A 26,701-nucleotide genomic window follows, 5' to 3' on the forward strand; every position below is an offset into this window, starting at 1 on the left:
CTTTAGAATTCCTATAAAAAATTGGTATTAAATTATTTATAGGATGGTGTATTGTCCCAGCAATTGCTCCAAGATCTCAGCCTGACTAATGAATTCTTCACTCATCGCAGAACTCTCTCTTGCCGCATCTGAATTCGTTTCTATGATAGCAGCTATCTGCTGTAAATATTCCATGGAGGTATTGAGCTGTCCAGCTTCCTCTTTGGCATTATCTGCTATCTTATCCATTACCTGATTGGTTTTTAAAGAAGCCTGAACTATATTTTTAAAATTTTCAGAAGTTTCATTTGCAAGCGCTACCCCTTCTTGTATGGCTTGCACTGTACTTTCTATTAGATTGGTTGTTGACTTTACAGCCTCTCTGCTCTCTGTAGCCAATTTACCTATTTCGGAAGCTACTATGGCAAAACCTCTGCCTGCACTGCCTGCTCTAGCCGCTTCAATAGAAGCATTCAAAGACAGGAAGTTTGTCTGATCTGCAATCTCTTCTACTACTGCAATAACCTGAGATATCTTACCTGCATGGGCAGAAATTGCTGTCATAGCATTTACGAGGATTTTTATCTGTCCATCTCCCAATTTTGCAGCTTCAACAGTATCTATGGATATAGTATACACATCCGCAGCTTCCTTTGCGTTTTTATTTACCATTAAAGCTATTTCATTTAACTGTCCCGACAGTCTGTTGATTGCTTGTGACTGCTCTTCGCTGCCATCTGCTACAACTTTGGCAGCCTGTGCAATCTGGTCTGCTCCAAGAGTCATTTCTTTCGCAGACTGGAACAACAACCTGATTACCTCCTGAAGCGTCGATGCAGTATTATCCAGAGATATTTTTATAGGTGCAAATCCACCTTCATAATCAATACCCACCCGAATCGTCATATTTTTATCTTCTAACTGCTTAATAACATACGTAATATTTGAAATATAATCATTAAGCCTCTGAAGTGTTTTCCGTACTGCCTCACATAAAATCCCCATCTCATCCTTAGAATGATACGATATCTCTACTTGAAGCTGTCCCCGCGATATTTCAACCATTGCCTCTTTTATTTCATCTATTGGCTTTGTTATACTACGTTCTGTTCCTATAAGGATATATATGCAACTGCCAGTTCCGGCCAGAAACATACCAAGGAATCCTATAATACTAAACAAAACTTTTTGATTTGCACTTTCCATGAAAGATTCACGGTACTCTTCGGAAAAGGTTTCAATTTCTTCAAACTCAGTTAACATATGGCTCCATATGGGTACATAATCGTTTTTATAGATACTGTATATCTTTTTCTGGTCGAAAGACTTGGCACTCTCTAGAATCTGATTTCGATAGCGGTTGCCTTTTTCTATCTCTATATTTAGGCTGTTTATGTATTCTTGATTTTTTCCTTTTTTTAATATAGGTATAGTGGCTAATTCCTGAATGCAGTTCTCCACCTTGTCATATTCTTCTTCAGACGCTTGAATGTATTCATAACAAAGACTTTCTTTATTCGTTATATATGCACGGTAGATATTATTTTCAATGGTTTTCATAGCGGACTGAGCCTGCTTTACGTTTTCTGTAATTAGAAAGGGCCCAGTGTAAAACCCTTTTAACATGCTGTCAATTGTTACTATATTAAACACACCAATGATTAGCACCAGAAAGGCAATGGCACCAATATATAGAAAAGTTAGGTTAAGCCTCTTCTTAATGGATAAATTCATAAATTTTTCCTTATAATATCTTAAGCCCTCTGTTATTCTTTTTTTCCTATTTAACGGCTGCTTATTTTTCTTCATTGGTTTCCCCGGCTTTCTCTCTTTTTAATTTGTATCCTGTTTATACTTAAAGCTAACAAGAATACGTAAAAGGGATATTTAAGCTTTGTTAAATTTATGTAAAATTGTTAAGTCTAAGAATAAGAGATTCGTAAAATAACTGTAAAGTAATAAAACAGGGCTCTTTGGAATGTTAAGAACAGATTAAGTAAAAACAGCAAAAAAAATACTCAAGTTATATACAAGCTCTTCTTTTAGCAAAGAAACCTGTTTTCTAACTAGAGTATCTTAATTACAACTGTATATTATAGTATTAGTAACCACCTGCCTATTAAGAAGGGTACTACCTATAATTACAATGCTTTTTATAAAATCATTCTGTCACAGCTATGAAACTTCGAATCATACCCATCCAGCAGCTATAACCAAAAGTGCCTGCTTTATCCGGTAAGAACTCGATTACATTATTGCCTTCCACTAACTTTACCGTTATACCAAATTCCGGTATAATTATCTCATTGTTACAACCGTTTATCATACCTTTCTCTGCAACAATCGTCCACTGCACCGGTACTCCTGCTTTCACTGTAATAGGCGGATATGTACCGTAATCAATATTCGTTGTGACATGCTGGTACTTACCGTCTATAACTGCTTGATTCATACCGCCTTGGGTGGCCTGCATCTGAGGCAGTGTAACACCGGATAATGCCAATCCATTATTAAGCATCCCAACACCTAGAACCACTACCAGTAGTGCACAGACAAACATCATCTTTTCTGTAAAATTTTTATTTAATTTTGTACTGACCGCCCCCAGAAGAAACATTAACGGAACCGTCCCCAAACTAAACAAAAACATAGAAAGTGCGCCCATGAATACACTTCCGGCAGAAAGTGCGTAAAGCTGCATACTCTGAAGTGGTCCACAGGGCATCAGGCCATTTAGCAGACCAATATAAAAAGAAGAGCCTGCTCCTTTCTTTTTTTTTAATGCCGCCGCATTCTTACCAAGCTTCTTACCGATAAACTTAGGCATTCTTATTGCAAAGCGTCTAAGCCATGGGAATAAATTAAGCATATTTAATCCCATAACAATCATAAAAACACCTGCAAAAACAGCCACTGCTCCGCGAAATCCTCCTCCGATACTGATAATACTTCCAACCCCGCCAACAATACCACCGATTATGGTGTACGAAACGACTCGACCCAAATTATATAAAATATTTGGCATTAATGCAGAATGGCTGGTCTTTGCAGAATTAATACTCTGAGCCAGATTAATGCCTCCGCACATAGCCACACAATGAAGAGAGGTCAGAGCACCAATAAGAAAAAGCATACCTAAACTAAAGCCTTCTTGTACCTGAGGGAAAAAATTGAGTACCTGAAATACACCCAGATGTTTTAAGATAACATATCCCCCCAGCAATATAATAAGAATAGATATGGTTTGTGAATTAAAGCTTTCCGTTTTCGTTATTTTTTCATCCACGCATTGGTAATCCAGTCCGTTAATAGCAGCTTTTATTTCCTTTATGGACACCATCTCCGGATTATAAGTTACAAACACCTTTCCTTTAGAAAAACTGGATTTACAAGCAAGAACCCCTTCCATATCAGAAAGAGCATTCTCAATTGTCAGCTCACAGTGCGCGCAGCTCATACCGGCAACTGACAATTGAATATCCTTCGTATGCATTAAAACTTCTTCCAGTTCTTAAAGTACTGTGCATTTTCGTTAAGATAGCTTGCCGGAATAATAATTTCATTATCCTCCGCTATCTTCTCTCCGTCACTTATAGGAACAGGATTACAACCGCCGCGTTCCTGCTCTATCATATCAAGGTTAAACATATTACCGCAGTTCTGACATTGTACTTTATCAGCATTTTGTTCAAAATATGCATAAGGGCTTCCATTACATACCTGACAGGTATTTAAAGCTGTACGAATTGTACCGTCACTGGCTTTCACCGCAAATAGACCCACCGCAGTTCCATCAGCATCATATTCATAAAAGGATGCCTGGTCCGTAATATCTGCAATTTGGATTACCACATCGCCATCCTCATTCACTGAAAATCCTCTAGCATCTGCAATTTCAGAAGTATTTTCAGTGGTACTTTCCGTTTCTTTATTATTATTGTCATCTGCTTTTGTCGCTACTAGTTTTGTTGTGTCTTTTTGAACACCAGGATTAAGAAATACTACAACTACTGCCAAAACTGCTACCACTGCTGCGGTAACCAACAGTAATGTATTTTTGTTACCCGTGTTTTTCTTATTATTCGACATAATATTCTCCATTCTTCTGCTAATTTTATTGATTCATGCAATCTTCATCTTATGGCATTTCTCCTCATTCAGATTCCTTTGACTTCACTAAATATTATAACTCCTTATTATGGAGGTTTTATGGAGACACGCTATAGATAGTTTTCACATTAACAGAATCTTATTTTTAGCAATTGCTAATTTTGTGCCTTTTGGTTAACCAGCTCTTCTGAGAAATGATATATTCCCTGTGAATCACTATAGAAAAATAAATAATTTGTTTCATTGGGATTTAGGGCGGCATCTATTGCATTCCTTCCCGGATTACATATGGGCCCTGCCGGCAGGTCACTGCATTTATATGTATTGTAAAAGCTATTATAACGGTTTATATCTCCCTCTATAAACGGTTTTATATATCTTTCTACATAAAAGATAGAGGCATCTAACTGAAGTTTCATACCTTTATTTAACCGATTGTGTATAACAGAAGAAATATCACCCATCCACTGTTTCTTACCCGCTTCTTTTTCTATTAAAGAGGCAATGGTTAATAGTTGGTCCACGGAAAGTCCATGATTTTCCGCTTTTACCCGGTCCTCTGCGGTTAATTTTGCTTCTGCATTCTTCAAAAACTTCCCAATTACATCCTGAGGTTTACTCAACCTATAAAATTCATAAGTATCAGGATACAAATATCCCTCAAGTAAAAATGCACGGTTTACATTTGCCTTTATGGATTCTACCAAAAGATAATAGCTAAAATCATAGGAATCCATAATTTCATATAACTCCTTTGTGGATGAGCTTACACCTTTTTTCACAAGTAAATCAAAAATCTGGGATACACTGAAACCTTCTGGAATTGTTACCTTCACAGTTCTTCCTAAATTGCTTACTTTAGAGGCAAGGGGCAGTGCTGAAACTTCTCCATAAGGATTATATAAAATAACGCCTTCATAATTTAAGGTATCATAGCCAGCTGCTTGTAAATCCGTAACTTTGAAGGATTTTACTCCTTTTGAATTCCCCATTACCCATTTAAGAGCCGACATTTCTATCATAATAGCCTTATTTTCAGCAGATATATATGAAGCATGCGGCAATGCTTTTTTAACTCCTTTTTTACTTCCTAAAGCATAATAGGTACATTTGTTTTCATTACTTTTTAATACTACTTTTCTGCCATTATAAAGATTTACAACCGTTGACGTTTTTGTTTTTGTATTGTAGTTGAATTTCACATCCGGCATTAAGGCACATACATCTTTTAAGGGAATCATGATGCTACCTGATTCTGTAATTTCTACCCCTGCACCCTCCTCATTTTCTAAGTCCCAAAAAGTATACGTTCCATTTTTATCAACTATCAGTAGCCCGTAATTAATTCCTTCTGCCTGAACCAAACTGCCTGCCATACCTGCAGAAAATATCAATAATACTATTATAATTAAAGCTGCACTATTTTTTTTCATATAATGCCTTATATCCTTTCTTACATTTTTTTCTTATTATTTTACTCCGTTTTCTAATCTATGTCATTCTATATTTATATTTTTTACCTATTATGGTATTCCAGAAAGCCATTCTTTATCACGTCAACTAAATGATACTATCAACTCCTGTTACATTTTTCCGATAATTCCTGCACGGTATGTACTGTACAGATGTATGGTGGACTATGCGCCTTCTCTGAAGGAGAAAATGATAATCCCTACTATCTTCTGGCAAAGCAAAAACCCTCTCCTTATTCAGATGACTTTACAATGGAATATTTTAAGGATTTACTTACGTCCATTCAACCACTGAAAACATCCGCTAAAGCCTTTTTAGCAACGGAACAAAGAATACCCGGATTAGGTAATGGCGTATTGCAGGACATACTATATAAAGCTTGGATCCATCCAAAAACCAAGATATCCACTCTGCTTGTGGAACAGTTACATTACCTGTATCAGGTTATAAAGAAAACACTATTGCAGAATGAAAAGGGAGGAAGGGATACAGAAAAAGACCTGTTTGGACAACCCGGAGGTTACAAGACTAAGTTAAGTAAGAAGACCGTCGGAACAAAATGCCCAAAATGCTGGGAGCTAATCATAAAAGCTTATTTGAGTGGCAGTATTTATTATTGCACCGGCTGTCAAAAGGTTTCATAAATTTTGTTTGTAAGAATCTGCATAAAGACAAGGAAGGTTCTCATAAGATTAGTAATGATATTAAGAAGGAATTGAGCTGCCATGAATAAAAAGCAAACCATACAAATCATCGTAAGCTGCAGTGATTATGAAAAAAATTACAATGAGGTAGCTTCTATGGGAAAGTTGAAATATAAACTACCTATGATAGATTCTTATGTCATTGAGGTGGAACAAGAAAGGCTGGAACAATTACAGGAAGAACATACTTTATGGAGCTACGAACTTGATACCCATATTACCGCCCAGATGAACCGGGTTTCAGAAATAATTGACTTAAAATGGGCTCATGATAGAAATATCTTCGGTGAGCATATCGGTGTAGCAGTGGTTGACACCGGTCTTTGCATCCATAAGGATTTTACTGAAGGCGGAAATCGTATAAAGGCTTTTTACGACCTCATACATGGAAGAACTGAACCCTATGATGATAACGGTCATGGAAGTCATGTGTCAGGAATAATCGGCGGAAACGGTTCCTTATCTAATGGCAAATATGTTGGTATTGCACCAAAATGTAACCTGATTGGTATTAAAGTACTTGACCAGAAAGGTGATGGAAATATCTCCGATGTCCTTGCCGGACTGCAATGGATCATCGATAATAAGGAAAAATACAATATCCGGATTGTAAATATATCCGTTGGTACCACTACAAAAGATAATGTAGATGAAAATTCTCTGTTGGTAAAGGGCGTAAATGCAGTTTGGGATGCCGGCATTGTGGTCGTAGTTGCTGCCGGTAACAATGGCCCTGGTCCTATGTCCATATCCACTCCCGGCATCAGCCGTAAAGTTATTACCGTGGGCTCTTCGGATGACAGAATTACCGTTGAATTATTCGGCAACAAGACCATGGATTATTCCGGCAGAGGACCCACTGCTAATTGTATAAAAAAACCAGATATTGTGGCCCCTGGGTCTAATATAATCTCCTGCGGAACTATGAAGAATTATCAAAGATATCGCTATAATCTATTAAATAATCCAAGAAATGATTATTCTAATCTTATGTATACTATAAAAAGCGGAACTTCTATGGCAACCCCTATTGTTTCCGGTGCAATCGCTCTTCTTTTGTCAAAGCACCCTATGATGAATAACCGAGATGTAAAGCTAAAACTAAGGGAATGCGCTGTTGACTTGGGTTACCCCTGGTCAAAACAAGGCTGGGGATTATTAAACATTCCAAAATTGTTACAATGATTACTGTTGCAGGAATTGAAGCAATTAAGTAAAACTTCGATTTCTTATTGTGTAAATATGTGTGGTTTCTTACAGATTAGCTACTTGGCAGTAACCACACATATTATACACAATGGTTAATTTTTCAAATTCTATCTTCAGGGTTTATACTCATAATCCATTTTTAATACTGCTTTACGTATTAGAACTCTTTATAAAGTTCCTTCTTTGCACCGCATACCGGACAATTATCCGGTGCTTCGTCTAATACGGTATGTCCACAGATTGGACATACATAAACTGCATTAAGTTCTATATCTTTTCCTTCTTTTGCAGCATTCTGAGCCTGCAAAAATAAATCAGCATGTATTTTTTCTGCCTCCAATGCAAAATGAAAAGAGCGCCTTGCCCCTTTTTCCTCTTGGAACTCTGCTGCATTTAAGTATACCGGATACATTTGTTCTACCTCATGCAATTCTCCGTTAATAGCACCTTGCAGATTATCTACGGTTTTACCGGTACCAAATACAGCACCTGCCGTTACAGTCGCATCTGTTGTAGTACCGTTGATTTCTTTATAGTGGTTATCAGCATGTACCCTTTCTGCATATGCAATTCCTTCAAAAAGCTTCGCGATATTAGGGAAGCCTTCTTTATCGGCCATCGTACCCCAGGTTAAGTACCTCATATGAGCCATACTTTCTCCGCCGTAAGCCGAATGTAAAAAGTCACTTGTCATTGCATTTTTAACTGCCATTGTTAAACCTCCTAAATTTTATTTTATTCCCTAAGGCTGTTAATATGCTAAAACCTCATGCGTAACAGCCTTAAGGATAGATAACAGATAAACCAAACTGCTTTTTATAGTATTGGATTATCTTTTGTGTTTATACAAAACTATTAATTAAATTATCCACAGCTTCCATTCTTTTCTTTCTATCAATTAAAGGAATTCCTTCACTTAATAACTTATTCTTTTGATGAAAATTCACCTTTTCTTCCTTATATATAACTCCTGTTGGTATCTTATCATCAAAATCCATCGCCTTACTAAGAGCAGCAATTTTGTCAGCAGGGTCATATTCCTCTCCTAGAGGCTCTACCTTACTCTTATAATATGCAAAAGTATTGACCTTATTAAAGCTGATACAAGGCTGTAAAATATCAACAAAGGCATAGCCAGGATAAGAAATAGCTTCTTTCATTATTTCTGTCAATTGTTTGGGATCACCGCTAAAGGCTCTGGCTACAAAACCAGCTCCGGCAGCAATTGCCATTAATACAGGATTTAGGGGCGTATTCATATTTCCATTCGTCTGTACCTGTGTTACCTGCCCTTCTCCTGTAGTCGGAGAAGCCTGCCCCTTTGTTAAACCATAAATCTGATTGTCGTGAACAAAATGTGTAATATCTACATTTCTTCGAATGTTATGTATAAAATGGTTACCGCCTTCTCCATAAGAATCACCATCTCCGGAATCAACAATAACTGTCAGTTTTTCATTGGCAATCTTTGCTGCTACTGCTGCCGGCAAAGCCCTTCCATGAAGTCCGCAAAAACTATTGGCACTTATATACTGGGGCGTTTTTGCTGCCTGACCAATCCCTGCTACCATTAAAACTTCATATGGATCTTTATTAAGTTCCTCCAAAGCTGTTTTTAGACACCTTAATATGTTAAAATTGCCACAGCCCGGGCACCAGGCTGTTTCATAGGTTTCGAATTTACTCATACTACACCAAGCCTCCTTCCAGTAACTTTTCTGCGATTTCTTCACCGGATATCTGCCTACCATCGTACTTAAGAATACTAGCAGCACAGGTTATGCCTGTTTTCTCTCGTATCAATTCCGCAAGTTGTCCGGTGGCATTCTGTTCTATATTAATAAAACGTTTTCCTTTTTTATGTAATTCATCAAGACTTTTTCTGGGCAGTGGAAATACATCTCCGAAAAGCAATGCACCTATTTTCTTTTTATTCGATGTTAGCAGCTTAACTGCATCTGCTATGGGTCCATAGGTAGAACCCCAGCCTATTAATACAATATCTGCTTCTTCCGCTCCTAAAAATTCCGGCTCTAAAAGTTCTTCCTCCAGTTTTTTTAATTTCCCCATTCTTTTATCCATCATCTTAATTCGTATTTGAGCAGATTCGGTTATAAAACCCCTCTCATCATGTTCATCACTGTCAGCTGATACAAAATTCTTTGACTTCCCAGGTATTAAACGAGGGGATATTCCATCCTCTGTAAACTTATAACGGAGATATTCTCCTTCATATTCATAGGTATCTGCCGGGACAGCCACTTCAATCTTACTAGTATCATAAGGTTTCACAACTGCTGTTGAATCACCCAGATACTGGTCACTTAATAAGATAACCGGAATCTGATACTTTTCAGCTAAATGAAAGGCCCTTATGGTTTGATAAAAGGAGTCTTCGTGATTCCTTAGGGCAATTACCATTCGAGGAAATTCCCCTTGTGCCGCAGAAATAACAAACTTCAAATCACTCTGCTCAGTCCGGGTGGGAAGTCCTGTAGCTGGGCCTGGTCGTTGAACATCTACTACTACCAAGGGTATTTCAGCAATTCCTGAAAATCCAAGTGCTTCAACTTTCAAACAAAACCCACCACCAGAAGTTCCTGTCATAGCACGGGCACCTGCATAGGAAGCACCCAATGCCATATTAATGGCAGCAATTTCGTCCTCTGCCTGCTCTACTAAAACACCTGCATAGTTTCCAATTCTTGCCAGATATTCCATCACTGTTGTTGACGGTGACATCGGATATGCGGAATAGAAATTTACGCCTGCTGCCGCTGCACCCAACGCCAAGGCTTTACTCCCTGTAATTAGCATCCAGTCCTTAAATTCTCCATCCAAATGTTCAAACCTTGCTTCTACGCTATCATAACCTAACCGAATAGCCTTTAGGTTAATTTCCAAAAACGCTTCTCTTACAGATGCCTTTATAACTTCTTCAACATAATCAAATGATTCACCAAATAGTTTTAAGATTGCTCCTACGGCTATACTTCCTGACACTCTTGGATTGCCAAGCTCTTTCGCCTTTTTGTCCATATCTAACTTAATTGCTTTTGCATGTGTTGTTTCCAGATTGCTATCGCAAAATATAAAACCCTTTTCTGTCAGCTTCTCTTTATGTAATACAATTGTTTCATCGTTTAATGCAATAATTCCATCCAGTTTGTCGCTATGGGAGTTGATTTGTTCAGTTCCAAAACGAAGCAGTGAAAAATTGTGACCTCCACGGACACGGGACATAAAGTCTCTTGTTGTATATATAAAATAACCTGATTTTTTTAATAATTTCTCCAAAATGGCGACTGTTGTGTCTATGCCTTGCCCTGCGGCACCACCAATTAAAATATTATACATAAGATTTCCTCCTTTTCTAGAATCTTGATAGTATTATATCCTATATTAAGCTTAATTTCAACAAAAAACATTATTTTTTCTGATAACTCTTATTTTAATTGCTAATTCACTATTTATTATCCGGCTTTGTTGCAATTCTCATCCATTAACTATATTAAATAAATGCCCTGCGTATACCTGTTATCTTTTAGAATTGCTTATAATGTCTATCATGCTGTCATTTCACAACAAATATAAAAAACTTCCCAAGCAGATTATATCCCCTTGAATGTAAACTTGGGAAATCTATTTGGAAAGTCTTTTTTTTCTATCTCATTCATTTCGTTATTTTACAAGCTTAAGTATTTGTTTAAATATCTCATCTCCTGCTTGTCTTGTTAATTCAAATAAGATGGATTCACTGGTGGTAATCATGGCACCCTCCTGCTGCATGCGCAGCAGGGCAATTTCCATATCACTAAGGTCTCTGGAACTGATACAGTCTTTTACCACCACTACCTGATACCCAGCCTTAATAGCATCCATAACCGTTTGCAAAACACATACATGTGCTTCGATGCCACACACAAGCAATGTTTTCTTCTCATAGTCTGCCACTGCTATTTTGATGTTCTCCTCTTCCATTGCGCTAAAGGTAACTTTTTCATAATACTGTGTTTCTGCTTCAAGATTATTTTGGATCTCCTGTATCGTCTCACCAAGACCTTTGGTATACTGTTGTGTGACAACCATAGGAATATGAAGTATCTGCAATCCTTTTATTAATTTCAGGGAATTACGAAGCAAGTTGTCTTTTTCTGCCATAGCAGGCACAAGTTTACTCTGATAGTCTACAATCATAGCCAATACATCTTTTGCCAGGACTCTCATGTGTTCCGTTCCTCTCTCCTCTAATTTTTATAAATAGAAACAAAAATGATTTGTTACAAAATAGTATAACATTTCTGATACTTCCCCACAAGAGTAGGGATTGTCAGAAATAAGGATAACCTGTTGCATTTTAAGGACAATCACCCTGTCGTTTTTGGACACACCATGGTTGTCTATATATTTCAAGGTCACATTTTGTAATAAAAACGCAACATCTTTTTAAGAAATATAGGAAATAAGGCAAGCTAAAAATCATATGATACATTGTAATAACAAATAGGAGGCTCTTACATGAGTGATTTAGCAGCAACAAACTGTGGCATTGGCTGCGGTGGAGGAAATAACAGCGCATGGATTCTTATTATTCTTTTATTCTGTTGTGGAGGTAACAACGGCGGATTATTCGGCGGTGGCGGATGTGGTTGCGGCGGCAACGACGGATGCGGTTCCATTATTTGGATCATCTTAATCCTTTGCTTATGCGGTGGCGGTTTCTAGTATTACTCCTGCATTACTATGTAATTGTTAGAATGGGGCTGTAAAAAAACTCCCCTAAAAGAAAAATCGCTGAGGTCATGAGACTTCAGCGATTTTTTGGTATAATTAATTATGCAAATAAATAAAAACACCAATGATAATTATACAGTACGTCAGCTGAAATTACCATTGGAAATCGAAAAATTAATTAATATATCTGATCCAGTATACACGTTCTGTGAGGTGATGGATCACATCGACCTATCAAAATATTTTGTAGAGAAAGGCTACAGAACAGGTCGTCCAAGATGTGATGAACAGAAACTCCTTAAAGTGATACTCTTTGCCTTCATGGAGCACGGAATTAGTTCTCTGCGTGAAATAGAAAAACTCTGTAGGAATGATATACGATACCTGTATCTTCTTGATGAGATGAAGGCTCCTTCTTTTGCGACCTTTGGCAATCTTATACGCAATGAACTAACAGATTCCATAGAACAGATTTTTATTGACTTAAACAGTTACATTTTTGAAAAGGAGCATGTGGACCTGGAGCATACTTACATAGATGGAACAAAAATGGAAGCGAATGCCAACCGATATACCTGGGTATGGAAAAAGTCTTGTACAAAAAACCGAGGAAAGGTTTATGAAAAGATATCCACGCTAATTGATGCAATGAACCAGGAAGTATTAGGATATTTCGGTGTAAAACTTGATAAGAGAGATGAGTATGCTGTCGAATATGTATCTGAACTCTTGGAAATGTACAAGAATGCAACAAATCTGGTGGAATCCACGTTTGTATCTGGTTGTGGTCATAGAAAAAGCCTTCCGCAAAAACAATATCAGGAATTAGAGGGGTATCTAGAACGATTAAAGACATATGCACATCATATAGAAGTTTGTGGCGATGAAAGAAACAGTTATTCCAAAACCGATCACGATGCCACTTTTATGCGCATAAAACGGGATTATATGGGGAATGATCAGCTTCTCCCAGCGTACAATCTACAGACCGCTGTCTGTGATGAATATATAGCGGTAGTTGATGTAAAACCATATGCATCAGATATGGAATGCTTTGTTCCTTTGATGGAAAAATTCAATGAAATCTATGGTCATTATCCAAAGTATCCAGTTGCAGATGCAGGCTATGGTTCCTATAATAACTATCTTTACTGTGAAGAGCATGGGATGGAAAAATATATGAAATTTACCATGTTCAAAAAAGAAACATCCGATAAGAAGTATCATGAAAATCCATATCGCGCAGTCAACTTTAAAAGAGACGAGAATGGAAATTTAATATGCCCAAATGGAAAGACTTTTCACTTTAAAAGCAAACAACATGTCTATAAAAACAAATACAGCAGAACCGAAGAAATCTATGAATGCAAATCATGTGAAGGCTGCCAGTTTAAAAACGATTGTTGTCCTAAGGCAAGCAAAAATAGAACTATTCGAATGAATCAGGAATTAACATCAATACATCAAGAGGTAATGACAAATCTTGAATCAATACATGGCGCACTGTTGAGAATGAATCGTAGTATTCAAGCGGAAGGAACCTTTGGTATTTTAAAATGGAATAAATCCTACAAAAGATTATTTCGAAGAGGTGAGAAAAACGCAATTCTTGAACTCACACTGATTTCTTGTGGTTTTAATCTTTATAAATATCATAATAAAAAACAGAGAAACAAGTTGGCTGCTTAAAATCCAAGAACTATACTCACAGCTTTATTAAGTGCACGCTTTTTTATGGAAAAATCAATCATAATCATAAAAAATAAATAAAAAAAAGAAGAATCACCAGAACCGGCATCTGTCGGAACTGGCGATTCTTAATTAAGGACTTATTTTACAGCCCCATTTCTATTAGAAAAAAAGCTGCTTTCGCAGCTTTTTTTCTATTTCCTCACTTTATTTCTTATTCCAGTCCTGCCTGTGGTTCATTCTGCTCTGTCTTGCCCTTTCATAGCATTCCGGATCAATCTCATATACGGAATTATCATCTATAATTAAATCCTCAGACGATTTCTCTACTCTACTCTTCTCCACTTCTCCTGATGAAGTCTTGTTATAATCACTCATTGCAGCTTTTTGCCTAAGCTGTTCATTACCTCTGTTTACGTTATAAAAATTTGGCATAGCAACCTCCCTGTATATTGAATCTAGAGTATAACGTGTTGTATCACAAGTGAATCTAGGCTCTGTAATTTTACAGTTGATTGGTATAACCCCTCTGTCGGCACACATTTTAAGTACTACTTAAGACAGCCCCTTACATTACGTTAACCAATCATTACAATATATGAAGGGAATTTTTAAAATGTCCGTAAAACATATTGATTACCATCATCTTTTCTTATATACTTAAGAGGACTTACGTAGCAAAGTTATACATCATAGTGAATAAATTTACAGATTTTCAAATTTAATATAAGTTAGAGAGGTGACCCTATGTCCGGTTCCGTATATGGAAATATTTTTAGGATTTCTACCTGGGGTGAATCCCATGGTAAAGGTATTGGTGTTGTAGTGGACGGCTGTCCCGCAGGTTTAACGCTGAATGAAGAAATTATCCAGGACTATTTAGACCGCAGGAAACCAGGTCAAACTAAATATGCAACACCCAGAAAAGAAAGTGATAGTGTTGAAATTTTATCCGGCGTATTTGAGCAAAAGACCACCGGCGCCCCCATATCAATGGTAGTTATGAATACCAATCAACAATCAGCGGATTACTCTGAGATTGCAGGTTATTACCGTCCAGGACATGCTGATTATACCTTTGACCAAAAGTATGGTTTCAGGGATTACAGAGGCGGTGGACGTTCCTCCGGTCGAGAAACTATAGGCCGGGTAGCTGCCGGTGCTGTGGCTGTCTCCATTCTGAAACAATTAGGTGTCGACGTTTGTGCCTACACTAGATCAATTGGTTCTGTCAGCATCGAGTATAAGAATTGTGATAGAAAAAATATCCTATTAAGTCCTATGGCAATGCCTGATTTAAAAGCTTCTCTTAAGGCAGAGCATTATCTGGATCAAAAGATGCAGGAACAGGACTCAGCCGGAGGGGTAATTGAATGTATTATAACCGGATTACCAGCCGGTATAGGAGAGCCTGTTTTTGAGAAGCTGGATGCCAATCTGGCAAAAGCCGTTCTATCCATGGGTGCCATAAAAGGTATCGAATTCGGTTCCGGTTTTTTGGCTGCTGAGATGTCTGGTGGCGAGCATAATGATAATTTCCGTTATGACAATGATGGCAATGTTACAAAACTTACGAACCATGCCGGAGGCATACTAGGTGGTATGAGCGATGGATCAGAGATTATATTCCGTGCTGCCGTTAAGCCTACTCCTTCTATCTCAAAAACGCAGCGCACCATAAATAAAACAGGAGAAAATATCGATATTAATGTAAAAGGACGCCATGACCCCATCATTGTCCCCAGAGCAGTTGTTGTTGTTGAAGCCATGACAGCATTAACCTTAGTGGATATGTTATTTATGAGTATGACCTCCAGAATGGATAATCTGGTTCATTTTTTTCATAAATAATATACGGGTATAATATTATAGGTGCCTTTAATTCAGCTATTTACAAAGTTGACACTGCCACAAACTAGGATAAAAAATTACTTATTAATTTCACATATTCTATATATAAACAGATAAAAAGCTTAAAATCCCGGATAATAGCCTATTGGATTTAAAGCTTTTTTATTATACAAAATTATATAAAAAAATTCATTTTATTTATTGACATACCTTTGATTGCGTGTATAATAAAATATGTTGTTTGTTTAGCAACACTAAACTTTGAGTTTATCTTTATTAAGGAGGTGTCCAATGAAAATCGGTGAAAAGCTAAAGGAACTACGTGTACAAAAAAGTTTGACGCAGGAGGAGCTTGCTGACCGAGCTGAGTTATCCAAGGGTTTTATATCCCAATTGGAAAGGGACTTAACTTCTCCTTCTATAGCTACTTTAGTTGATATTCTGCAATGTCTGGGTACTAACCTGGAAGAATTTTTTACGAATACTTCTCCCGAACAGGTGGTTTTTAAAAAGACAGATTATTTTGAAAAATACGACAACGAACTGAAAAATAAAATTAAATGGATCATTCCTAATGCTCAGAAGAATATGTTAGAGCCTATTCTTTTGACCCTCGACCCGGGTGGTTCTACTTATCCTGATAATCCTCATGAAGGGGAAGAATTCGGATATATACTTAATGGAAGTATTAATCTTCATCTGGGCAACAAAATATACAAAGCTAAAAAAGGGGAGTCTTTTTACTTTAAAGCAGGAAAAGAACATTATATTACTGCCTCGGATAAGCAAGGTGCTACCCTATTATGGATTTCTACACCTCCGAACTTTTAAGAGTTCTTTTGGATAGAAACTTATTTTAAATGAAAGCGATACAAAGGAGGATATGTGATGGCTGGCAGTAAACTGATTGATTTAATAGATATAACAAAGAAATACGATGATAATACGGTTCTTGATTCTCTGAACCTTTATATCAGAGAAAATGAATTTTTAACCTTATTAGGTCCAAGTGGCTGTGGTAAAACTACTACTTTGCGAATTATCGGCGGATTTGAGAATCCGGATGCAGGCAAGGTAATCTTTGACGGCAAGGATATTACGAATCTCGCCCCAAATGAAAGACAATTAAACACGGTCTTCCAAAAGTATGCATTATTTACACATATGACAATTGCCGATAACATAGCCTTCGGTTTAAAAATTAAGAAGAAAAGCAGAGACTATATTAAAGATAAAATTAAATATGCTCTTAAGCTCGTAAATCTGGAGGGATTTGAAAACAGAACACCTGAATCTCTAAGCGGTGGACAACAACAGCGTATTGCAATTGCACGTGCAATTGTAAATGAACCAAAGGTGCTGCTGCTGGATGAACCTTTAGGCGCTCTGGATTTAAAGCTCAGACAGGATATGCAGTATGAATTAATCCGTTTAAAGAATGAACTTGGAATTACCTTTATCTATGTTACACACGACCAGGAAGAAGCTCTGACCATGTCTGACACTATTGTGGTCATGAATCAAGGTTATATTCAGCAGGTAGGAACGCCTGAGATAATCTACAACGAGCCAAAGAATGCATTTGTTGCCGACTTTATAGGTGAAAGTAATATATTACCGGCTACTATGGTTGAAGACAAATTAGTTCATATTTTAGGAACTAATTTCCCATGTGTTGATGTGGGTTTTGGAAAGAACCAGCCGGTAGATGTCGTAATTCGCCCTGAAGATATTGATTTAGTGAAACCGGAAGAAGGACTGTTAAAGGGACGTGTTACCTCACTCATCTTTAAAGGTGTTCACTACGAAATGGATGTTATGGCAAACGGTCATGAATGGCTGGTACACAGTACAGATCTCTGTCCGGTTGGTACTGAAGTTGGAATCTATGTAAATCCCTTTGATATACAGATTATGAATAAACCGGAATCTGAGGATGAGGAGGCAGTGAATATCGATGAAACTTAAGAAATGGATGTCCTTTCCTTACATTTTATGGATGGCAATGTTTATCATAATTCCACTGTTTATTATAATCTATTACGGCTTTACGGCAAAAGGCGGCGGTATTACCTTTGATAATCTACGCCTTATTATGGATCCGATTAACCGAAGAGCACTATGGCTTTCCTTATGTTTATCCATAGTAAGCACTATTATTTGTTTAATCCTGGCCTATCCGCTGGCTTTGATATTACACAGTATGAAGCTTAAGAATAATTCTATTATAGTAATGATATTTATCTTGCCTATGTGGATGAATTTTTTACTTCGTACTCTTGCCTGGCAGAATATTTTAGAAAAAACTGGTGTAATTAATACCGTATTAAATTTCTTCCATCTGCCTACATTGAATATAATAAACACTCCATCTGCCATTGTATTTGGTATGGTATATAATTTTTTACCTTTTATGATACTTCCCATTTACAATGTACTTATTAAAATAAGTGAAGATACCACCAATGCAGCCAGGGATTTAGGTGCCAATTCTGTTCAGACCTTTATTAAAATTATACTTCCCTTAAGCCTTCCCGGTGTAATCAGCGGCATAACCATGGTATTTGTACCTTCTCTGACCACCTTTGTTATCTCTGATATCCTTGGCGGAAGCAAGGTCGTTTTAATCGGAAACGTAATTGAACAACAATTTAAAACAATTAACAACTGGCATACCGGTTCAGGACTTTCTCTGGTACTCATGCTGTTTATTCTAATCAGCATGGCAATCCTGGCTAAATATGATAAAGAATCGGAGGGTAAAAACGTATGGTAAAAAAATTCCTGCAAAAAGCTTACCTAGCTATTATCTTATTATTTTTATACGCTCCTATTCTGATTTTAATTATATTATCCTTTAATAAGTCAAAATCCCGTTCCAAATGGGGCGGTTTTACCCTTGACTGGTATGTAAAGCTCTTTCAAAATGATGATATAATGAATGCCTTATATACTACCTTATTAATCGCATTTTTATCGGCATTGATAGCCACCATAATAGGAACCGCTGCCTCTCTGGCCATGAACAATATGAAAAAGGTTCCCAGAACTGTATTAATGGGCATTACGAATATACCTATGCTAAATGCTGATATTGTAACTGGTATCTCTTTAATGCTTTTATTTGTGGCACTAAATTACACCTTGGGTTTTTCCAGTGTTTTAATGGCCCACATTACCTTTAATATCCCTTATGTCATCCTGAGTGTCATGCCTAAATTAAAACAGCTCAACAAAAATACCTATGAGGCCGCATTGGACTTAGGTGCCTCCAAAAGCTATGCATTTTTTAAAGTTGTATTCCCTGATTTATTTCCGGGGATTCTTTCAGGCTTTTTATTAGCTTTTACAATGTCTTTGGATGACTTTGTTATCACCCATTTTACAAAAGGTGCTGCGGTGAATACCTTGTCAACTAAAATTTATACTGAGGTAAGAAAGGGTATTAAACCTGAAATGTATGCCCTATCTACTCTCCTCTTTCTCTCCGTTATTATACTTCTGGTATTTATTAACAGAAGGAAGGATAAAACCGCCTTAATACAAGGAAGGTAAGAGTGAAGATGTTTTTGAACATAAAAGAATGCCCTTACTGTTTAATAGATTTTTTACACACCGAGTTCACAGAATATTATATGTGCTTTCGTATAACCTAAATATGTAATCACACAGATAGGAGTTTATTATGAGAAAAAAAATTGCTGCCCTGTTACTTGCATCTGTTTGTGCTTTCAGCCTTGTCGGATGTCAGAAAAGTGACCAGCCAACCTTATATGTATATAACTGGGGGGAATATATTGACCCCGATGTTATTGATTTATTTGAAGATGAAACTGGTATTAAAGTTGAATATAATGAATTTGTTCAGAACGAAGATATGTATCCGGTAATTCAAACCGGTTCTGTAAAATACGATGTTGTATGTCCGTCAGATTATATGATTCAGAAGATGATACAAGAAGACATGTTAGCAGAAATCAATTATGAGAATGTACCAAATATATCTAACATTGATTCTTTATATTTAAAGAGTGCTGAAGAATTCGATCCCGGTAATAAATATAGTGTACCTTATTGCTGGGGAACCGTAGGTATACTTTACAACAAAACCATGATAAATACTAAAATTGATAGCTGGGATGCATTATTTGATAAGGATTTTATTGAAGCTAACGGTTATTCAGGAGATATCCTTATGATTGATAGTGTCCGAGATGCACTAGGTATTGCACTTACTTATCTGGGCTATCCCATTAATAGCGCCGATGAAGCACAATTAGAGGAAGCAAAACAGCTTTTACAAGAACAGTTTCCTATGGTAGATGCTTATGTAGTGGATCAGGTTCGAGATAAAATGATTGGCGGAGATAACCCAATCGGCGTTATATACTCCGGCGAGGCTATCTTTACCCAAAGAGAAAATGCTGACCTTGAATATGTCGTACCGAAAGAAGGCTCCAATGTATGGATTGACGGTTGGGTTATTCCTAAAAACGCGCAAAATAAAGAATACGCTGAAAAATGGATTAACTTTATGTGTGATCCTGAAATTGCATTAAAAAACTTTGAGTATATTACCTACTCCACTCCTAATGCCGCTGCAAGAGATTTAATAGAGGATGCAGACATTAAAAACAGTACTATAGCTTTTCCTGAAGCTTCTGTTTTGGAAAGATGCTCCACCTATCAATATCTGGGTGAAGATATGGATGCACTATACCTTCAAAAATGGAATGAAGTAAAATCCAATTAATTGCATCAAGAATCTTAGTCAAATGTTTCTTTTAAAATAAAGTATCATTCAAAAACTGCTGTAATATACCTATACTAAATCAGGATATATTACAGCAGTTTTATAATTTGATTTATTATGATGACCAGGGTATTAAAGCCCTTTCTCAGCTTTTGACACTCAATCCTATGAATTAATATTAGATATTTATTGCTTCACTATATTACGTGCTTCCTGATTTAAAAAAGCTTTGACATTTTCATGCACTTCTTTTACGCAGCGCTGTCTGGCTTCAATGGTAGCCCATGCAATATGCGGCGTTATCAGTAATTTGGTACTGTCCTTAATACGTAACAGAGGATTATCAGCTGCCATAGGTTCTACTTTTATTACGTCCAGCCCGGCAGCGGCTATTTCGCCATTGTCCAAAGCGTCAGCTAAATCCTCTTCATTTACGATAGGCCCTCTACCAAGATTTAATAGGATAGCTGAACTCTTCATTTTTTTAAGGGCTGAGGCATCTATTAAGTTCTCTGTCCGTTCATTCAAAGGTGCATGAATTGAAACTATATCAGAACTGCTTAACAATGTATCAAAATCCACTTGTTTGACGGTATTGTCTATATTTTTTCCTGAGGTGGAGTAATACTGAACCTGACACCCAAAAGTTGATGCTATATTAGCTACATTCTTACCAATCTCACCAAGCCCTATGATCCCCCATGTCTTTCCGTGTAATTCATTGAATTTAGGATCAAACCTGCTGAATATATCGCTTTTAACATAATCACCGCTTTTTACGAAATCATCATAAAAAGCAAGCTTTTCATAAAGATAGAAAAACAGTGCAAAGGTATGCTGTACTACTGACTGGGTTGAATAACCCTTTACATTAGCTACGGCTATATTCCTTTCATTGGTATAAGGAAAATCAACAATATTAGTTCCTGTTCCTGTAATACAGATAAGCTTTAAATTGATAGCCTCTTTCAGTGTTCTTTCATTCATGGGAACCTTGTTTACAATAAGTATATCTGCATCCTTTGCCCTCTCTGCATTCTTATCCGGTTCAGATTTGTTATACTTAATGACTTCACCAAATTCATCGAATATATTTAAATCAACATCATCTCCTAGTGTATCTGTTTCTAAAAATACTATTTTCATTCATCTTAACTCCATTCTGTGTGCGTCAGCACATATTTAACTCAGCAGGCAGCTGATTTTATCGGATTCTTTCCGGGAATCCTACCTTTTTTTGAACCTTACGCAAAGTTTTGGTGGCATAATAGTTAGCTTTTTCTCCATTTGCCTTAATAATACCATCAATATATGCTTTATCTTTATTTAGCTCAGTAATTTTTTCCTGAATAGGTTTTAGCACGGATACGACAGCCTCACCAACAGCCATTTTAAAATCACCATAGCCTTTGCCGTCAAATTCTCTCACCACTTCATCGACCGTTTTATTAGCGGCTATACTATATATATCAATTAAATTCTTAATGCCCGGCTTATCATCAGAATAAATTATCTGATTTTCAGAATCCGTTACAGCACGTTTAAATTTACGAATAACGGTATCCGGATCATCTGTCAGATAAATACTTGCATTAACATTCTCGTCGGATTTAGACATCTTCTTCTCCGGTTCCTGTAGACTCATAATCTTTGCTCCAACCTTTCCGATATAAGGTTCAGGTATGGTAAATACATCACCATATATATTATTAAACCGTTCTGCGATATCTCTGGTGATCTCTAGATGCTGCTTTTGGTCTACACCGACAGGAACTACGTCAGCCTGAAATAATAATATATCGGCGGCCATTAACACAGGATACGTAAACAAACCGGCATTAATATTGTCTGCATGTTTGGCTGACTTATCCTTAAATTGTGTCATACGACTAAGCTCACCCATATAAGTAAAGCAGTTTAATATCCAGCTAAGTTCTGCATGGCCGGATACATGAGACTGATAGTATATACAGTTTTTTACCGGATCAAGTCCTGCCGCTATATATAAGGTAAGTAGGGCTCTCGCTCTCCTTCTAAGTTCGGCTGGGTCCTGACGAACTGTAATAGAATGAAGGTCAACTACACAATAAAAGCACTGATATTCTTCCTCCATGGCAACCCAGTTTTTTAATGCTCCCATGTAATTTCCTAAAGTAAGGTTTCCTGTAGCCTGCATTCCGCTGAATAAAGATTTTTTTCCATCCAACATAATAACAACTCTCCTAACATAATCATTTCCATAAATTTCACCTTTTGGAAACTAAACAGTCGTATTCAAAAGGTGATACGATTCATACTTGTGAGTGAGTACTCTGTATATAGTACTTTTTATATCATAGAAATTTATATGATATAAAAAAGACTTTCGTCTCAGTAATATACTGGGACAAAAGTCTTTAAACTCTTGCGGTACCACCCGGTTTGGCATAATTTCAGCCCACTCTGCCTTATACTGGTTTTATAGAATGATTCACTATGTTCCTGCATAAGCTTATTTGATAACGGGTTGATTTCCCGTCAGGCTTTACTGGGCTGCTGCCTTTCCTCCTGATCCTATAAGTCCATTCAATACATGCTGCATTGCCGCCTTTCCACCCACAGCAGCTCTCTATAAATCAGCTTTATACCTACTATTCTTAATCATTGGAATTTTTATTCTTATAAATTTTAGTATAGACGTAAAATTAATAAAAGTCAATCCCTAAGCAAACAACTTACTGCGTCCTAAACGCAATCAGTACATTAGCCGCTTTGTTATATCAGCAATGCAGGCAATTCCTTAATAGAGTCTATACTACGTTCATATTCCGCCACTTCTCCAAAACCGTATCTGGCATAAATAAAAGGAATTCCAGCCTTTTTAGCTGCTGTAGCATCTCCGTTCGTATCTCCTACATAAACCGGATTCTTTAAGCTATTCCGTTCCATAACCATTCGGATATTCTCAGCTTTTAAACGTCCTGTTCTTCCAGGATACTCAAAATCTTCGAAAAACTCTCCCAACTTATGTGCTTTTAAAAAGCATTGTATATATCCCTCTTCACAGTTACTTACAATATATAATTTATACTTTTTCTTTAAATCAGTCAGCGTTTCCACCAAGCCATTAAATAATATGCCCCCCTTCTCCTCCAAATAAGGACACTGTCTGATAACACTTTCCCTCATAATAGCAAGTGCTGTTTCTCTTGATGCACTTGGAAGTAATTTAACCGCTATTTCCTCCAGCACAAGACCATAGAGACTCTTTAACTTATCCGCAGTGATTTTATCAGTAACCTGCGGATACTTTGATGCAACCTCTGTCCAGATAACTGCAGCTCCGTCCGTAGCATCCCAAAGGGTACCATCAAGGTCGAATATAATACTGTCTGTCATGATATTTTCCTCCTTATTCTATGTAAAACTGCCTGATTAAATCTAGGAGTAGTTTGTTTTTCCATCGTCTTTATTATAACCTAAATTTAACCTTACGTATACGATTTTTTACTTCTTCCTTTGTGAAATCTATGCTATAATAAATGAAAACATATAACGTGGCAAATAGTCACATAATAAAAAGGAGGTACCAATGGAACAAATTGCAAGTTTTACTATCGACCACATAAAATTACTTCCCGGTGTATATGTATCCCGTAAGGATAAGGTTGGCGACCATACTCTTACCACCTTTGATATCCGTATGACCAGACCAAACTTTGAGCCGGTTATGAATACGGCTGAGATGCACACTATTGAACATCTTGCAGCTACATTTTTAAGGAATCATGCAGATTTTGGCAATAAGACCATTTATTTTGGCCCTATGGGCTGCAGAACCGGTTTTTATTTAATACTTGCAGGTGATTACCAATCAAAGGAAATTATCCCTCTACTGAGGGAGATGTTTGAATTTGTTAGGGATTTTGAAGGAGAAGTACCAGGCGCAGCTGCTATAAACTGCGGCAATTACCTGGATATGAATCTGAATATGGCAAAATACCTGGCAAACAAATTTTTAAAAGAAATCTTAACAGATATTGATGCTTCTCATCTAGTATATCCGGAATAAGTAAAAAACTTTTCTTGAGGATGCTGTATACTCTAAGTGCAGCATCCTTTTTTGTATCCTTTTTGTTTTGTAATAATTTCCTCCTTTGTGAATATAGTATAATGATAAAGCAGAAATGGAGAAGCCATGGATTCCGACGATATTCATATACACAGCACCTCTGCTAATAGGACAGACGGCAATACTCTAAAGCATATCTTGGATATCATAAAGGCTGCATTTCCCCATCTGGATAGTGAATCTCAGCAATCTATGGATTTGCTGATAAAAACCGGAGAACTTATGGACAGCGTAAGCGCCATAAGCCGCCAGAAGACCGTTACAGCCTTTGGTATCAAGAAAACACATAATATTGATATAGAAACCCTGCTTACCAGTATTCGGGGTGTCTGCTATGAAAAAGAACGAGAATTAATCGATACCTTTTTAAATCTTATAAGAGCAAAAAATATGTATGAAACATATATGATGTTATCTTCTACCCTGGCTTCCCAGTCCAGCGAAAGCGACGGAGCAGCCGACGGAGGTTTTGATGCCGGGGGGCTTTTTAATGGTATGAATAATCCTAATATGATGGAGCTGTTAGAAAGCATGCTGACACCGGAACAAAAAAGTACCTTTGAGAATTTAAGCATGATGTTCCAAATGATGCAGTAACTATATTATTTTTCGCGTAGTAGAAACGCAGATAGGAGCCTATTATGAAGGACTTAGAGTGGATTAACCATCCGGCAATGAAAGACATCGATGCCAGAAAGCTTGCCATACTGGTAGATCTGGCTAACGAAGCGGAAGGAAAAACTGCCGATAAAGCATTGCCTTTACTGATTAAAGCCAATGCCAAATTAAAAGCTCTGGGACTAACCTTTACCACTGAAGAAACCGATTTAATGATTGAAATATTAACTAAGGATATGTCTGCGGCAGATAAGCAGAAATTGGATATGATTAAAAAAATGATTGCAAAAAACAAAAAATAATTACATATAAAAAACGGTACCCTGCCGGATTACTACAAAAAAACTTAATTCCTCAAGGTACCGTTTATTTTTATTATTCCGATTGCATTGCAGTCATACCATATTCAATATCTCTATATCCTTTCTACTGGAGCAGTCTATGTAATTCTTTCCGATACAAACTACCGGCTCTGTAATGCATTGAGGCGGTATATAGGCCACTTTTGCAATTTCTCCAGTGTTTAATAACACATTGGTTCCCACATAATAAGGTGATATATTCATTAAAAAGGTTTTCATTACCAGCGGATCTAGGTTTTTAACTTCTAATGTTTGAAAGATCTGAAAGGCTTTAAAAGGAGTAATCTTTTTCTTATAAACCCTGTCTGTTGTCATAGCGTCATAAACATCACTGACAGCAACAATTTTTGCCAGCAAGCTAATCTGATCTCCCCATATGCCGTTAGGATAACCTGAACCATCCATCCTTTCATGATGGGATAAAACCGCTTCGCAAATATTTTCACTGAAATTCCCTGCCTTTGTTATAATTTTATATCCATATAATGTATGCTTTTTTATCAGTTCAAACTCTTCACTGGTTAATATTTCTTTCTTATTTAGAATATTAGTAGGTATTTTCGTCTTTCCTATATCATGCAATAGCCCGGCAACGACAGCCTCCTTAATCTCTTGATAGTTTAGACCCAGCCACTTGCCAATCAACATGGAATAAAGCGCCACATTCAGGCTATGGGAATAGGTATATTCATCAAAACCTTTCTCCTCTCTTAATACCATTAATATATCACCTGCATTATTGATTTTTCCACAAATTCGGTCAGATAGATCTGCTATTTTTTCTATATCTAATCCTTTGCCTACAGCTAAATTGCATAAAATTTTTTTCACTTCTATAATATCTTCTTTGTAACTTTTTTTCAGTTGTATATAGGTGTCTGCTTTTTTCTCCTTTGTATAATTACGTTTTTCATATACTCTAATCCTATATATACCTCTCCGCTGCAGCTTACCAAGTATATATTGATTTAGAACAGTCTCTCTTGCAACCAGAATTCCTCCATAACAATTGACTACATCTTCAGCTATGATATCTCCTTCCATACAGTCCGTTATAGCAATTTCTTTTATCATCACTTTACACCCCTTTGAATCTGTATATATTTTA

26 protein-coding genes are annotated in these 26,701 nt (G+C 36.9%); 13 read left to right on the forward strand and 13 right to left on the reverse strand.

The genetic code is table 11. The features are described from left to right. Nucleotides 1–36: 36 nt before the first annotated feature. The 4 genes from acsn021_RS15745 to mltG all read right to left on the reverse strand — a co-directional run bounded on the left by acsn021_RS15745 (nt 37) and on the right by mltG (nt 5,522). Entirely contained in the window at nt 37–1,788 is a 1,752-nt protein-coding gene (locus acsn021_RS15745) for a methyl-accepting chemotaxis protein (RefSeq protein ID WP_184096004.1), read from the reverse strand. 352 nt (nt 1,789–2,140) lie between these two features. Further along, on the reverse strand, nt 2,141–3,472 hold the full coding sequence (locus acsn021_RS15750; protein ID WP_184096002.1) for an urease accessory protein UreH domain-containing protein: 1,332 nt from the start codon (nt 3,470–3,472) through the stop codon (nt 2,141–2,143). Continuing rightward, entirely contained in the window at nt 3,472–4,068 is a 597-nt protein-coding gene (locus acsn021_RS15755) for a DUF2318 domain-containing protein (protein WP_184096000.1), read from the reverse strand. Before acsn021_RS15755 ends, acsn021_RS15750 begins: the two co-directional genes overlap by 1 nt. A gap of 176 nt (nt 4,069–4,244) precedes the next feature. Further along, nucleotides 4,245–5,522: an endolytic transglycosylase MltG gene (gene mltG, locus acsn021_RS15760; RefSeq protein WP_184095999.1), complete on the reverse strand. Its 1,278-nt coding sequence runs from the start codon at nt 5,520–5,522 to the stop codon at nt 4,245–4,247. Between the two features lie 192 nt (nt 5,523–5,714). Here mltG and acsn021_RS15765 point away from each other — a divergent pair, with 192 nt between their 5' ends. Both acsn021_RS15765 and acsn021_RS15770 read left to right on the forward strand, forming a co-directional pair. Further along, nucleotides 5,715–6,206, forward strand: coding sequence for a hypothetical protein (locus acsn021_RS15765; protein WP_184095997.1), 492 nt, complete (start codon nt 5,715–5,717; stop codon nt 6,204–6,206). Nucleotides 6,207–6,494: 288 nt separating this feature from the next. After that, nucleotides 6,495–7,451: a S8 family peptidase gene (locus tag acsn021_RS15770; protein WP_184096008.1), complete on the forward strand. Its 957-nt coding sequence runs from the start codon at nt 6,495–6,497 to the stop codon at nt 7,449–7,451. Between the two features lie 181 nt (nt 7,452–7,632). Here the strand turns inward: acsn021_RS15770 and acsn021_RS15775 are convergent, their stop codons facing one another. The 4 genes from acsn021_RS15775 to acsn021_RS15790 all read right to left on the reverse strand — a co-directional run bounded on the left by acsn021_RS15775 (nt 7,633) and on the right by acsn021_RS15790 (nt 11,702). After that, entirely contained in the window at nt 7,633–8,187 is a 555-nt protein-coding gene (locus acsn021_RS15775) for a rubrerythrin family protein (RefSeq protein ID WP_184095995.1), read from the reverse strand. 130 nt (nt 8,188–8,317) lie between these two features. Continuing rightward, the gene (locus acsn021_RS15780; protein ID WP_184095993.1) at nt 8,318–9,163 is read right to left on the reverse strand and encodes a 2-oxoacid:ferredoxin oxidoreductase subunit beta; all 846 of its coding nucleotides are present in this window, start codon (nt 9,161–9,163) and stop codon (nt 8,318–8,320) included. A gap of 1 nt (nt 9,164) precedes the next feature. After that, entirely contained in the window at nt 9,165–10,832 is a 1,668-nt protein-coding gene (locus acsn021_RS15785) for a 2-oxoacid:acceptor oxidoreductase subunit alpha (RefSeq protein ID WP_184095991.1), read from the reverse strand. Nucleotides 10,833–11,156: 324 nt separating this feature from the next. Beyond that, nucleotides 11,157–11,702 (reverse strand): hydrolase, encoded by a 546-nt coding sequence (locus tag acsn021_RS15790; RefSeq protein WP_184095989.1) that lies wholly within the window; start codon nt 11,700–11,702, stop codon nt 11,157–11,159. 291 nt (nt 11,703–11,993) lie between these two features. On the opposite strand from acsn021_RS15790, the gene acsn021_RS15795 reads away from it, so the two are divergent. Together acsn021_RS15795 and acsn021_RS15800 are read left to right on the forward strand one after the other, a co-directional pair. Beyond that, a complete protein-coding gene (locus acsn021_RS15795) occupies nt 11,994–12,200 on the forward strand; it encodes a chorion class high-cysteine HCB protein 13 (RefSeq protein WP_184095987.1) in 207 nt (68 codons plus the stop codon). 111 nt (nt 12,201–12,311) lie between these two features. Continuing rightward, on the forward strand, nt 12,312–13,898 hold the full coding sequence (locus acsn021_RS15800; RefSeq protein ID WP_184096195.1) for a transposase: 1,587 nt from the start codon (nt 12,312–12,314) through the stop codon (nt 13,896–13,898). A 207-nt stretch (nt 13,899–14,105) separates the two neighbouring features. Here the strand turns inward: acsn021_RS15800 and acsn021_RS15805 are convergent, their stop codons facing one another. Further along, nucleotides 14,106–14,333, reverse strand: coding sequence for a hypothetical protein (locus acsn021_RS15805; protein ID WP_184093376.1), 228 nt, complete (start codon nt 14,331–14,333; stop codon nt 14,106–14,108). A gap of 312 nt (nt 14,334–14,645) precedes the next feature. On the opposite strand from acsn021_RS15805, the gene aroC reads away from it, so the two are divergent. The 6 genes from aroC to acsn021_RS15835 all read left to right on the forward strand — a co-directional run bounded on the left by aroC (nt 14,646) and on the right by acsn021_RS15835 (nt 20,502). After that, on the forward strand, nt 14,646–15,749 hold the full coding sequence (gene aroC / locus acsn021_RS15810) for a chorismate synthase (protein WP_184093377.1): 1,104 nt from the start codon (nt 14,646–14,648) through the stop codon (nt 15,747–15,749). A 291-nt stretch (nt 15,750–16,040) separates the two neighbouring features. Continuing rightward, nucleotides 16,041–16,580: a helix-turn-helix domain-containing protein gene (locus acsn021_RS15815; RefSeq protein WP_184093378.1), complete on the forward strand. Its 540-nt coding sequence runs from the start codon at nt 16,041–16,043 to the stop codon at nt 16,578–16,580. Between the two features lie 57 nt (nt 16,581–16,637). Then, nucleotides 16,638–17,717, forward strand: a complete 1,080-nt coding sequence (locus acsn021_RS15820; protein WP_184093379.1) for an ABC transporter ATP-binding protein — start codon at nt 16,638–16,640, stop codon at nt 17,715–17,717. Next, entirely contained in the window at nt 17,707–18,525 is an 819-nt protein-coding gene (locus acsn021_RS15825; RefSeq protein ID WP_184093380.1) for an ABC transporter permease, read from the forward strand. The genes acsn021_RS15820 and acsn021_RS15825 overlap by 11 nt, the downstream gene beginning before the upstream one ends. Then, nucleotides 18,519–19,304 (forward strand): ABC transporter permease, encoded by a 786-nt coding sequence (locus tag acsn021_RS15830; protein ID WP_184093381.1) that lies wholly within the window; start codon nt 18,519–18,521, stop codon nt 19,302–19,304. Before acsn021_RS15825 ends, acsn021_RS15830 begins: the two co-directional genes overlap by 7 nt. Before the next feature lie 130 nt (nt 19,305–19,434). Continuing rightward, nucleotides 19,435–20,502, forward strand: coding sequence for an ABC transporter substrate-binding protein (locus tag acsn021_RS15835; protein WP_184093382.1), 1,068 nt, complete (start codon nt 19,435–19,437; stop codon nt 20,500–20,502). A gap of 186 nt (nt 20,503–20,688) precedes the next feature. On the opposite strand, the gene acsn021_RS15840 is transcribed toward acsn021_RS15835, so the two are convergent. The 3 genes from acsn021_RS15840 to acsn021_RS15850 all read right to left on the reverse strand — a co-directional run bounded on the left by acsn021_RS15840 (nt 20,689) and on the right by acsn021_RS15850 (nt 23,880). Next, nucleotides 20,689–21,648, reverse strand: a complete 960-nt coding sequence (locus tag acsn021_RS15840; RefSeq protein ID WP_184093383.1) for a D-2-hydroxyacid dehydrogenase — start codon at nt 21,646–21,648, stop codon at nt 20,689–20,691. Between the two features lie 58 nt (nt 21,649–21,706). Continuing rightward, complete coding sequence (gene trpS, locus acsn021_RS15845; RefSeq protein ID WP_184093384.1) at nt 21,707–22,711, reverse strand: tryptophan--tRNA ligase; 1,005 nt, start codon at nt 22,709–22,711, stop codon at nt 21,707–21,709. Nucleotides 22,712–23,256: 545 nt separating this feature from the next. Beyond that, on the reverse strand, nt 23,257–23,880 hold the full coding sequence (locus acsn021_RS15850; RefSeq protein WP_184093385.1) for an HAD family hydrolase: 624 nt from the start codon (nt 23,878–23,880) through the stop codon (nt 23,257–23,259). A gap of 193 nt (nt 23,881–24,073) precedes the next feature. Between acsn021_RS15850 and acsn021_RS15855 the strand changes: the two genes are divergently transcribed. From acsn021_RS15855 to acsn021_RS15865, 3 genes are all read left to right on the forward strand, one after another. After that, nucleotides 24,074–24,553, forward strand: a complete 480-nt coding sequence (locus tag acsn021_RS15855; RefSeq protein ID WP_184093386.1) for an S-ribosylhomocysteine lyase — start codon at nt 24,074–24,076, stop codon at nt 24,551–24,553. Between the two features lie 126 nt (nt 24,554–24,679). Next, on the forward strand, nt 24,680–25,210 hold the full coding sequence (locus tag acsn021_RS15860) for a hypothetical protein (protein WP_184093387.1): 531 nt from the start codon (nt 24,680–24,682) through the stop codon (nt 25,208–25,210). Between the two features lie 44 nt (nt 25,211–25,254). Next, nucleotides 25,255–25,533, forward strand: coding sequence for a hypothetical protein (locus acsn021_RS15865; protein WP_184093388.1), 279 nt, complete (start codon nt 25,255–25,257; stop codon nt 25,531–25,533). A 93-nt stretch (nt 25,534–25,626) separates the two neighbouring features. Here acsn021_RS15865 and acsn021_RS15870 read toward each other — a convergent pair whose 3' ends face one another. Continuing rightward, the gene (locus acsn021_RS15870; RefSeq protein ID WP_184093389.1) at nt 25,627–26,667 is read right to left on the reverse strand and encodes an HD-GYP domain-containing protein; all 1,041 of its coding nucleotides are present in this window, start codon (nt 26,665–26,667) and stop codon (nt 25,627–25,629) included. Nucleotides 26,668–26,701: the final 34 nt, after the last annotated feature.

It is taken from the genome of Anaerocolumna cellulosilytica, from assembly GCF_014218335.1.
Taxonomy (GTDB): domain Bacteria; phylum Bacillota; class Clostridia; order Lachnospirales; family Lachnospiraceae; genus Anaerocolumna; species Anaerocolumna cellulosilytica.

Coding starts and splice junctions, on each gene's coding strand:
- acsn021_RS15745 (WP_184096004.1), bottom strand. CDS start 1,788: ATGAAGAAAAATAAGCAGCCGTTAAATAGGAAAAAAAGAATAACAGAG.
- acsn021_RS15750 (WP_184096002.1), bottom strand. CDS start 3,472: ATGCATACGAAGGATATTCAATTGTCAGTTGCCGGTATGAGCTGCGCG.
- acsn021_RS15755 (WP_184096000.1), bottom strand. CDS start 4,068: ATGTCGAATAATAAGAAAAACACGGGTAACAAAAATACATTACTGTTG.
- mltG (WP_184095999.1), bottom strand. CDS start 5,522: ATGAAAAAAAATAGTGCAGCTTTAATTATAATAGTATTATTGATATTT.
- acsn021_RS15765 (WP_184095997.1), top strand. CDS start 5,715: ATGTATGGTGGACTATGCGCCTTCTCTGAAGGAGAAAATGATAATCCC.
- acsn021_RS15770 (WP_184096008.1), top strand. CDS start 6,495: ATGAACCGGGTTTCAGAAATAATTGACTTAAAATGGGCTCATGATAGA.
- acsn021_RS15775 (WP_184095995.1), bottom strand. CDS start 8,187: ATGGCAGTTAAAAATGCAATGACAAGTGACTTTTTACATTCGGCTTAC.
- acsn021_RS15780 (WP_184095993.1), bottom strand. CDS start 9,163: ATGAGTAAATTCGAAACCTATGAAACAGCCTGGTGCCCGGGCTGTGGC.
- acsn021_RS15785 (WP_184095991.1), bottom strand. CDS start 10,832: ATGTATAATATTTTAATTGGTGGTGCCGCAGGGCAAGGCATAGACACA.
- acsn021_RS15790 (WP_184095989.1), bottom strand. CDS start 11,702: ATGAGAGTCCTGGCAAAAGATGTATTGGCTATGATTGTAGACTATCAG.
- acsn021_RS15795 (WP_184095987.1), top strand. CDS start 11,994: ATGAGTGATTTAGCAGCAACAAACTGTGGCATTGGCTGCGGTGGAGGA.
- acsn021_RS15800 (WP_184096195.1), top strand. CDS start 12,312: ATGCAAATAAATAAAAACACCAATGATAATTATACAGTACGTCAGCTG.
- acsn021_RS15805 (WP_184093376.1), bottom strand. CDS start 14,333: ATGCCAAATTTTTATAACGTAAACAGAGGTAATGAACAGCTTAGGCAA.
- aroC (WP_184093377.1), top strand. CDS start 14,646: ATGTCCGGTTCCGTATATGGAAATATTTTTAGGATTTCTACCTGGGGT.
- acsn021_RS15815 (WP_184093378.1), top strand. CDS start 16,041: ATGAAAATCGGTGAAAAGCTAAAGGAACTACGTGTACAAAAAAGTTTG.
- acsn021_RS15820 (WP_184093379.1), top strand. CDS start 16,638: ATGGCTGGCAGTAAACTGATTGATTTAATAGATATAACAAAGAAATAC.
- acsn021_RS15825 (WP_184093380.1), top strand. CDS start 17,707: ATGAAACTTAAGAAATGGATGTCCTTTCCTTACATTTTATGGATGGCA.
- acsn021_RS15830 (WP_184093381.1), top strand. CDS start 18,519: ATGGTAAAAAAATTCCTGCAAAAAGCTTACCTAGCTATTATCTTATTA.
- acsn021_RS15835 (WP_184093382.1), top strand. CDS start 19,435: ATGAGAAAAAAAATTGCTGCCCTGTTACTTGCATCTGTTTGTGCTTTC.
- acsn021_RS15840 (WP_184093383.1), bottom strand. CDS start 21,648: ATGAAAATAGTATTTTTAGAAACAGATACACTAGGAGATGATGTTGAT.
- trpS (WP_184093384.1), bottom strand. CDS start 22,711: ATGTTGGATGGAAAAAAATCTTTATTCAGCGGAATGCAGGCTACAGGA.
- acsn021_RS15850 (WP_184093385.1), bottom strand. CDS start 23,880: ATGACAGACAGTATTATATTCGACCTTGATGGTACCCTTTGGGATGCT.
- acsn021_RS15855 (WP_184093386.1), top strand. CDS start 24,074: ATGGAACAAATTGCAAGTTTTACTATCGACCACATAAAATTACTTCCC.
- acsn021_RS15860 (WP_184093387.1), top strand. CDS start 24,680: ATGGATTCCGACGATATTCATATACACAGCACCTCTGCTAATAGGACA.
- acsn021_RS15865 (WP_184093388.1), top strand. CDS start 25,255: ATGAAGGACTTAGAGTGGATTAACCATCCGGCAATGAAAGACATCGAT.
- acsn021_RS15870 (WP_184093389.1), bottom strand. CDS start 26,667: ATGATAAAAGAAATTGCTATAACGGACTGTATGGAAGGAGATATCATA.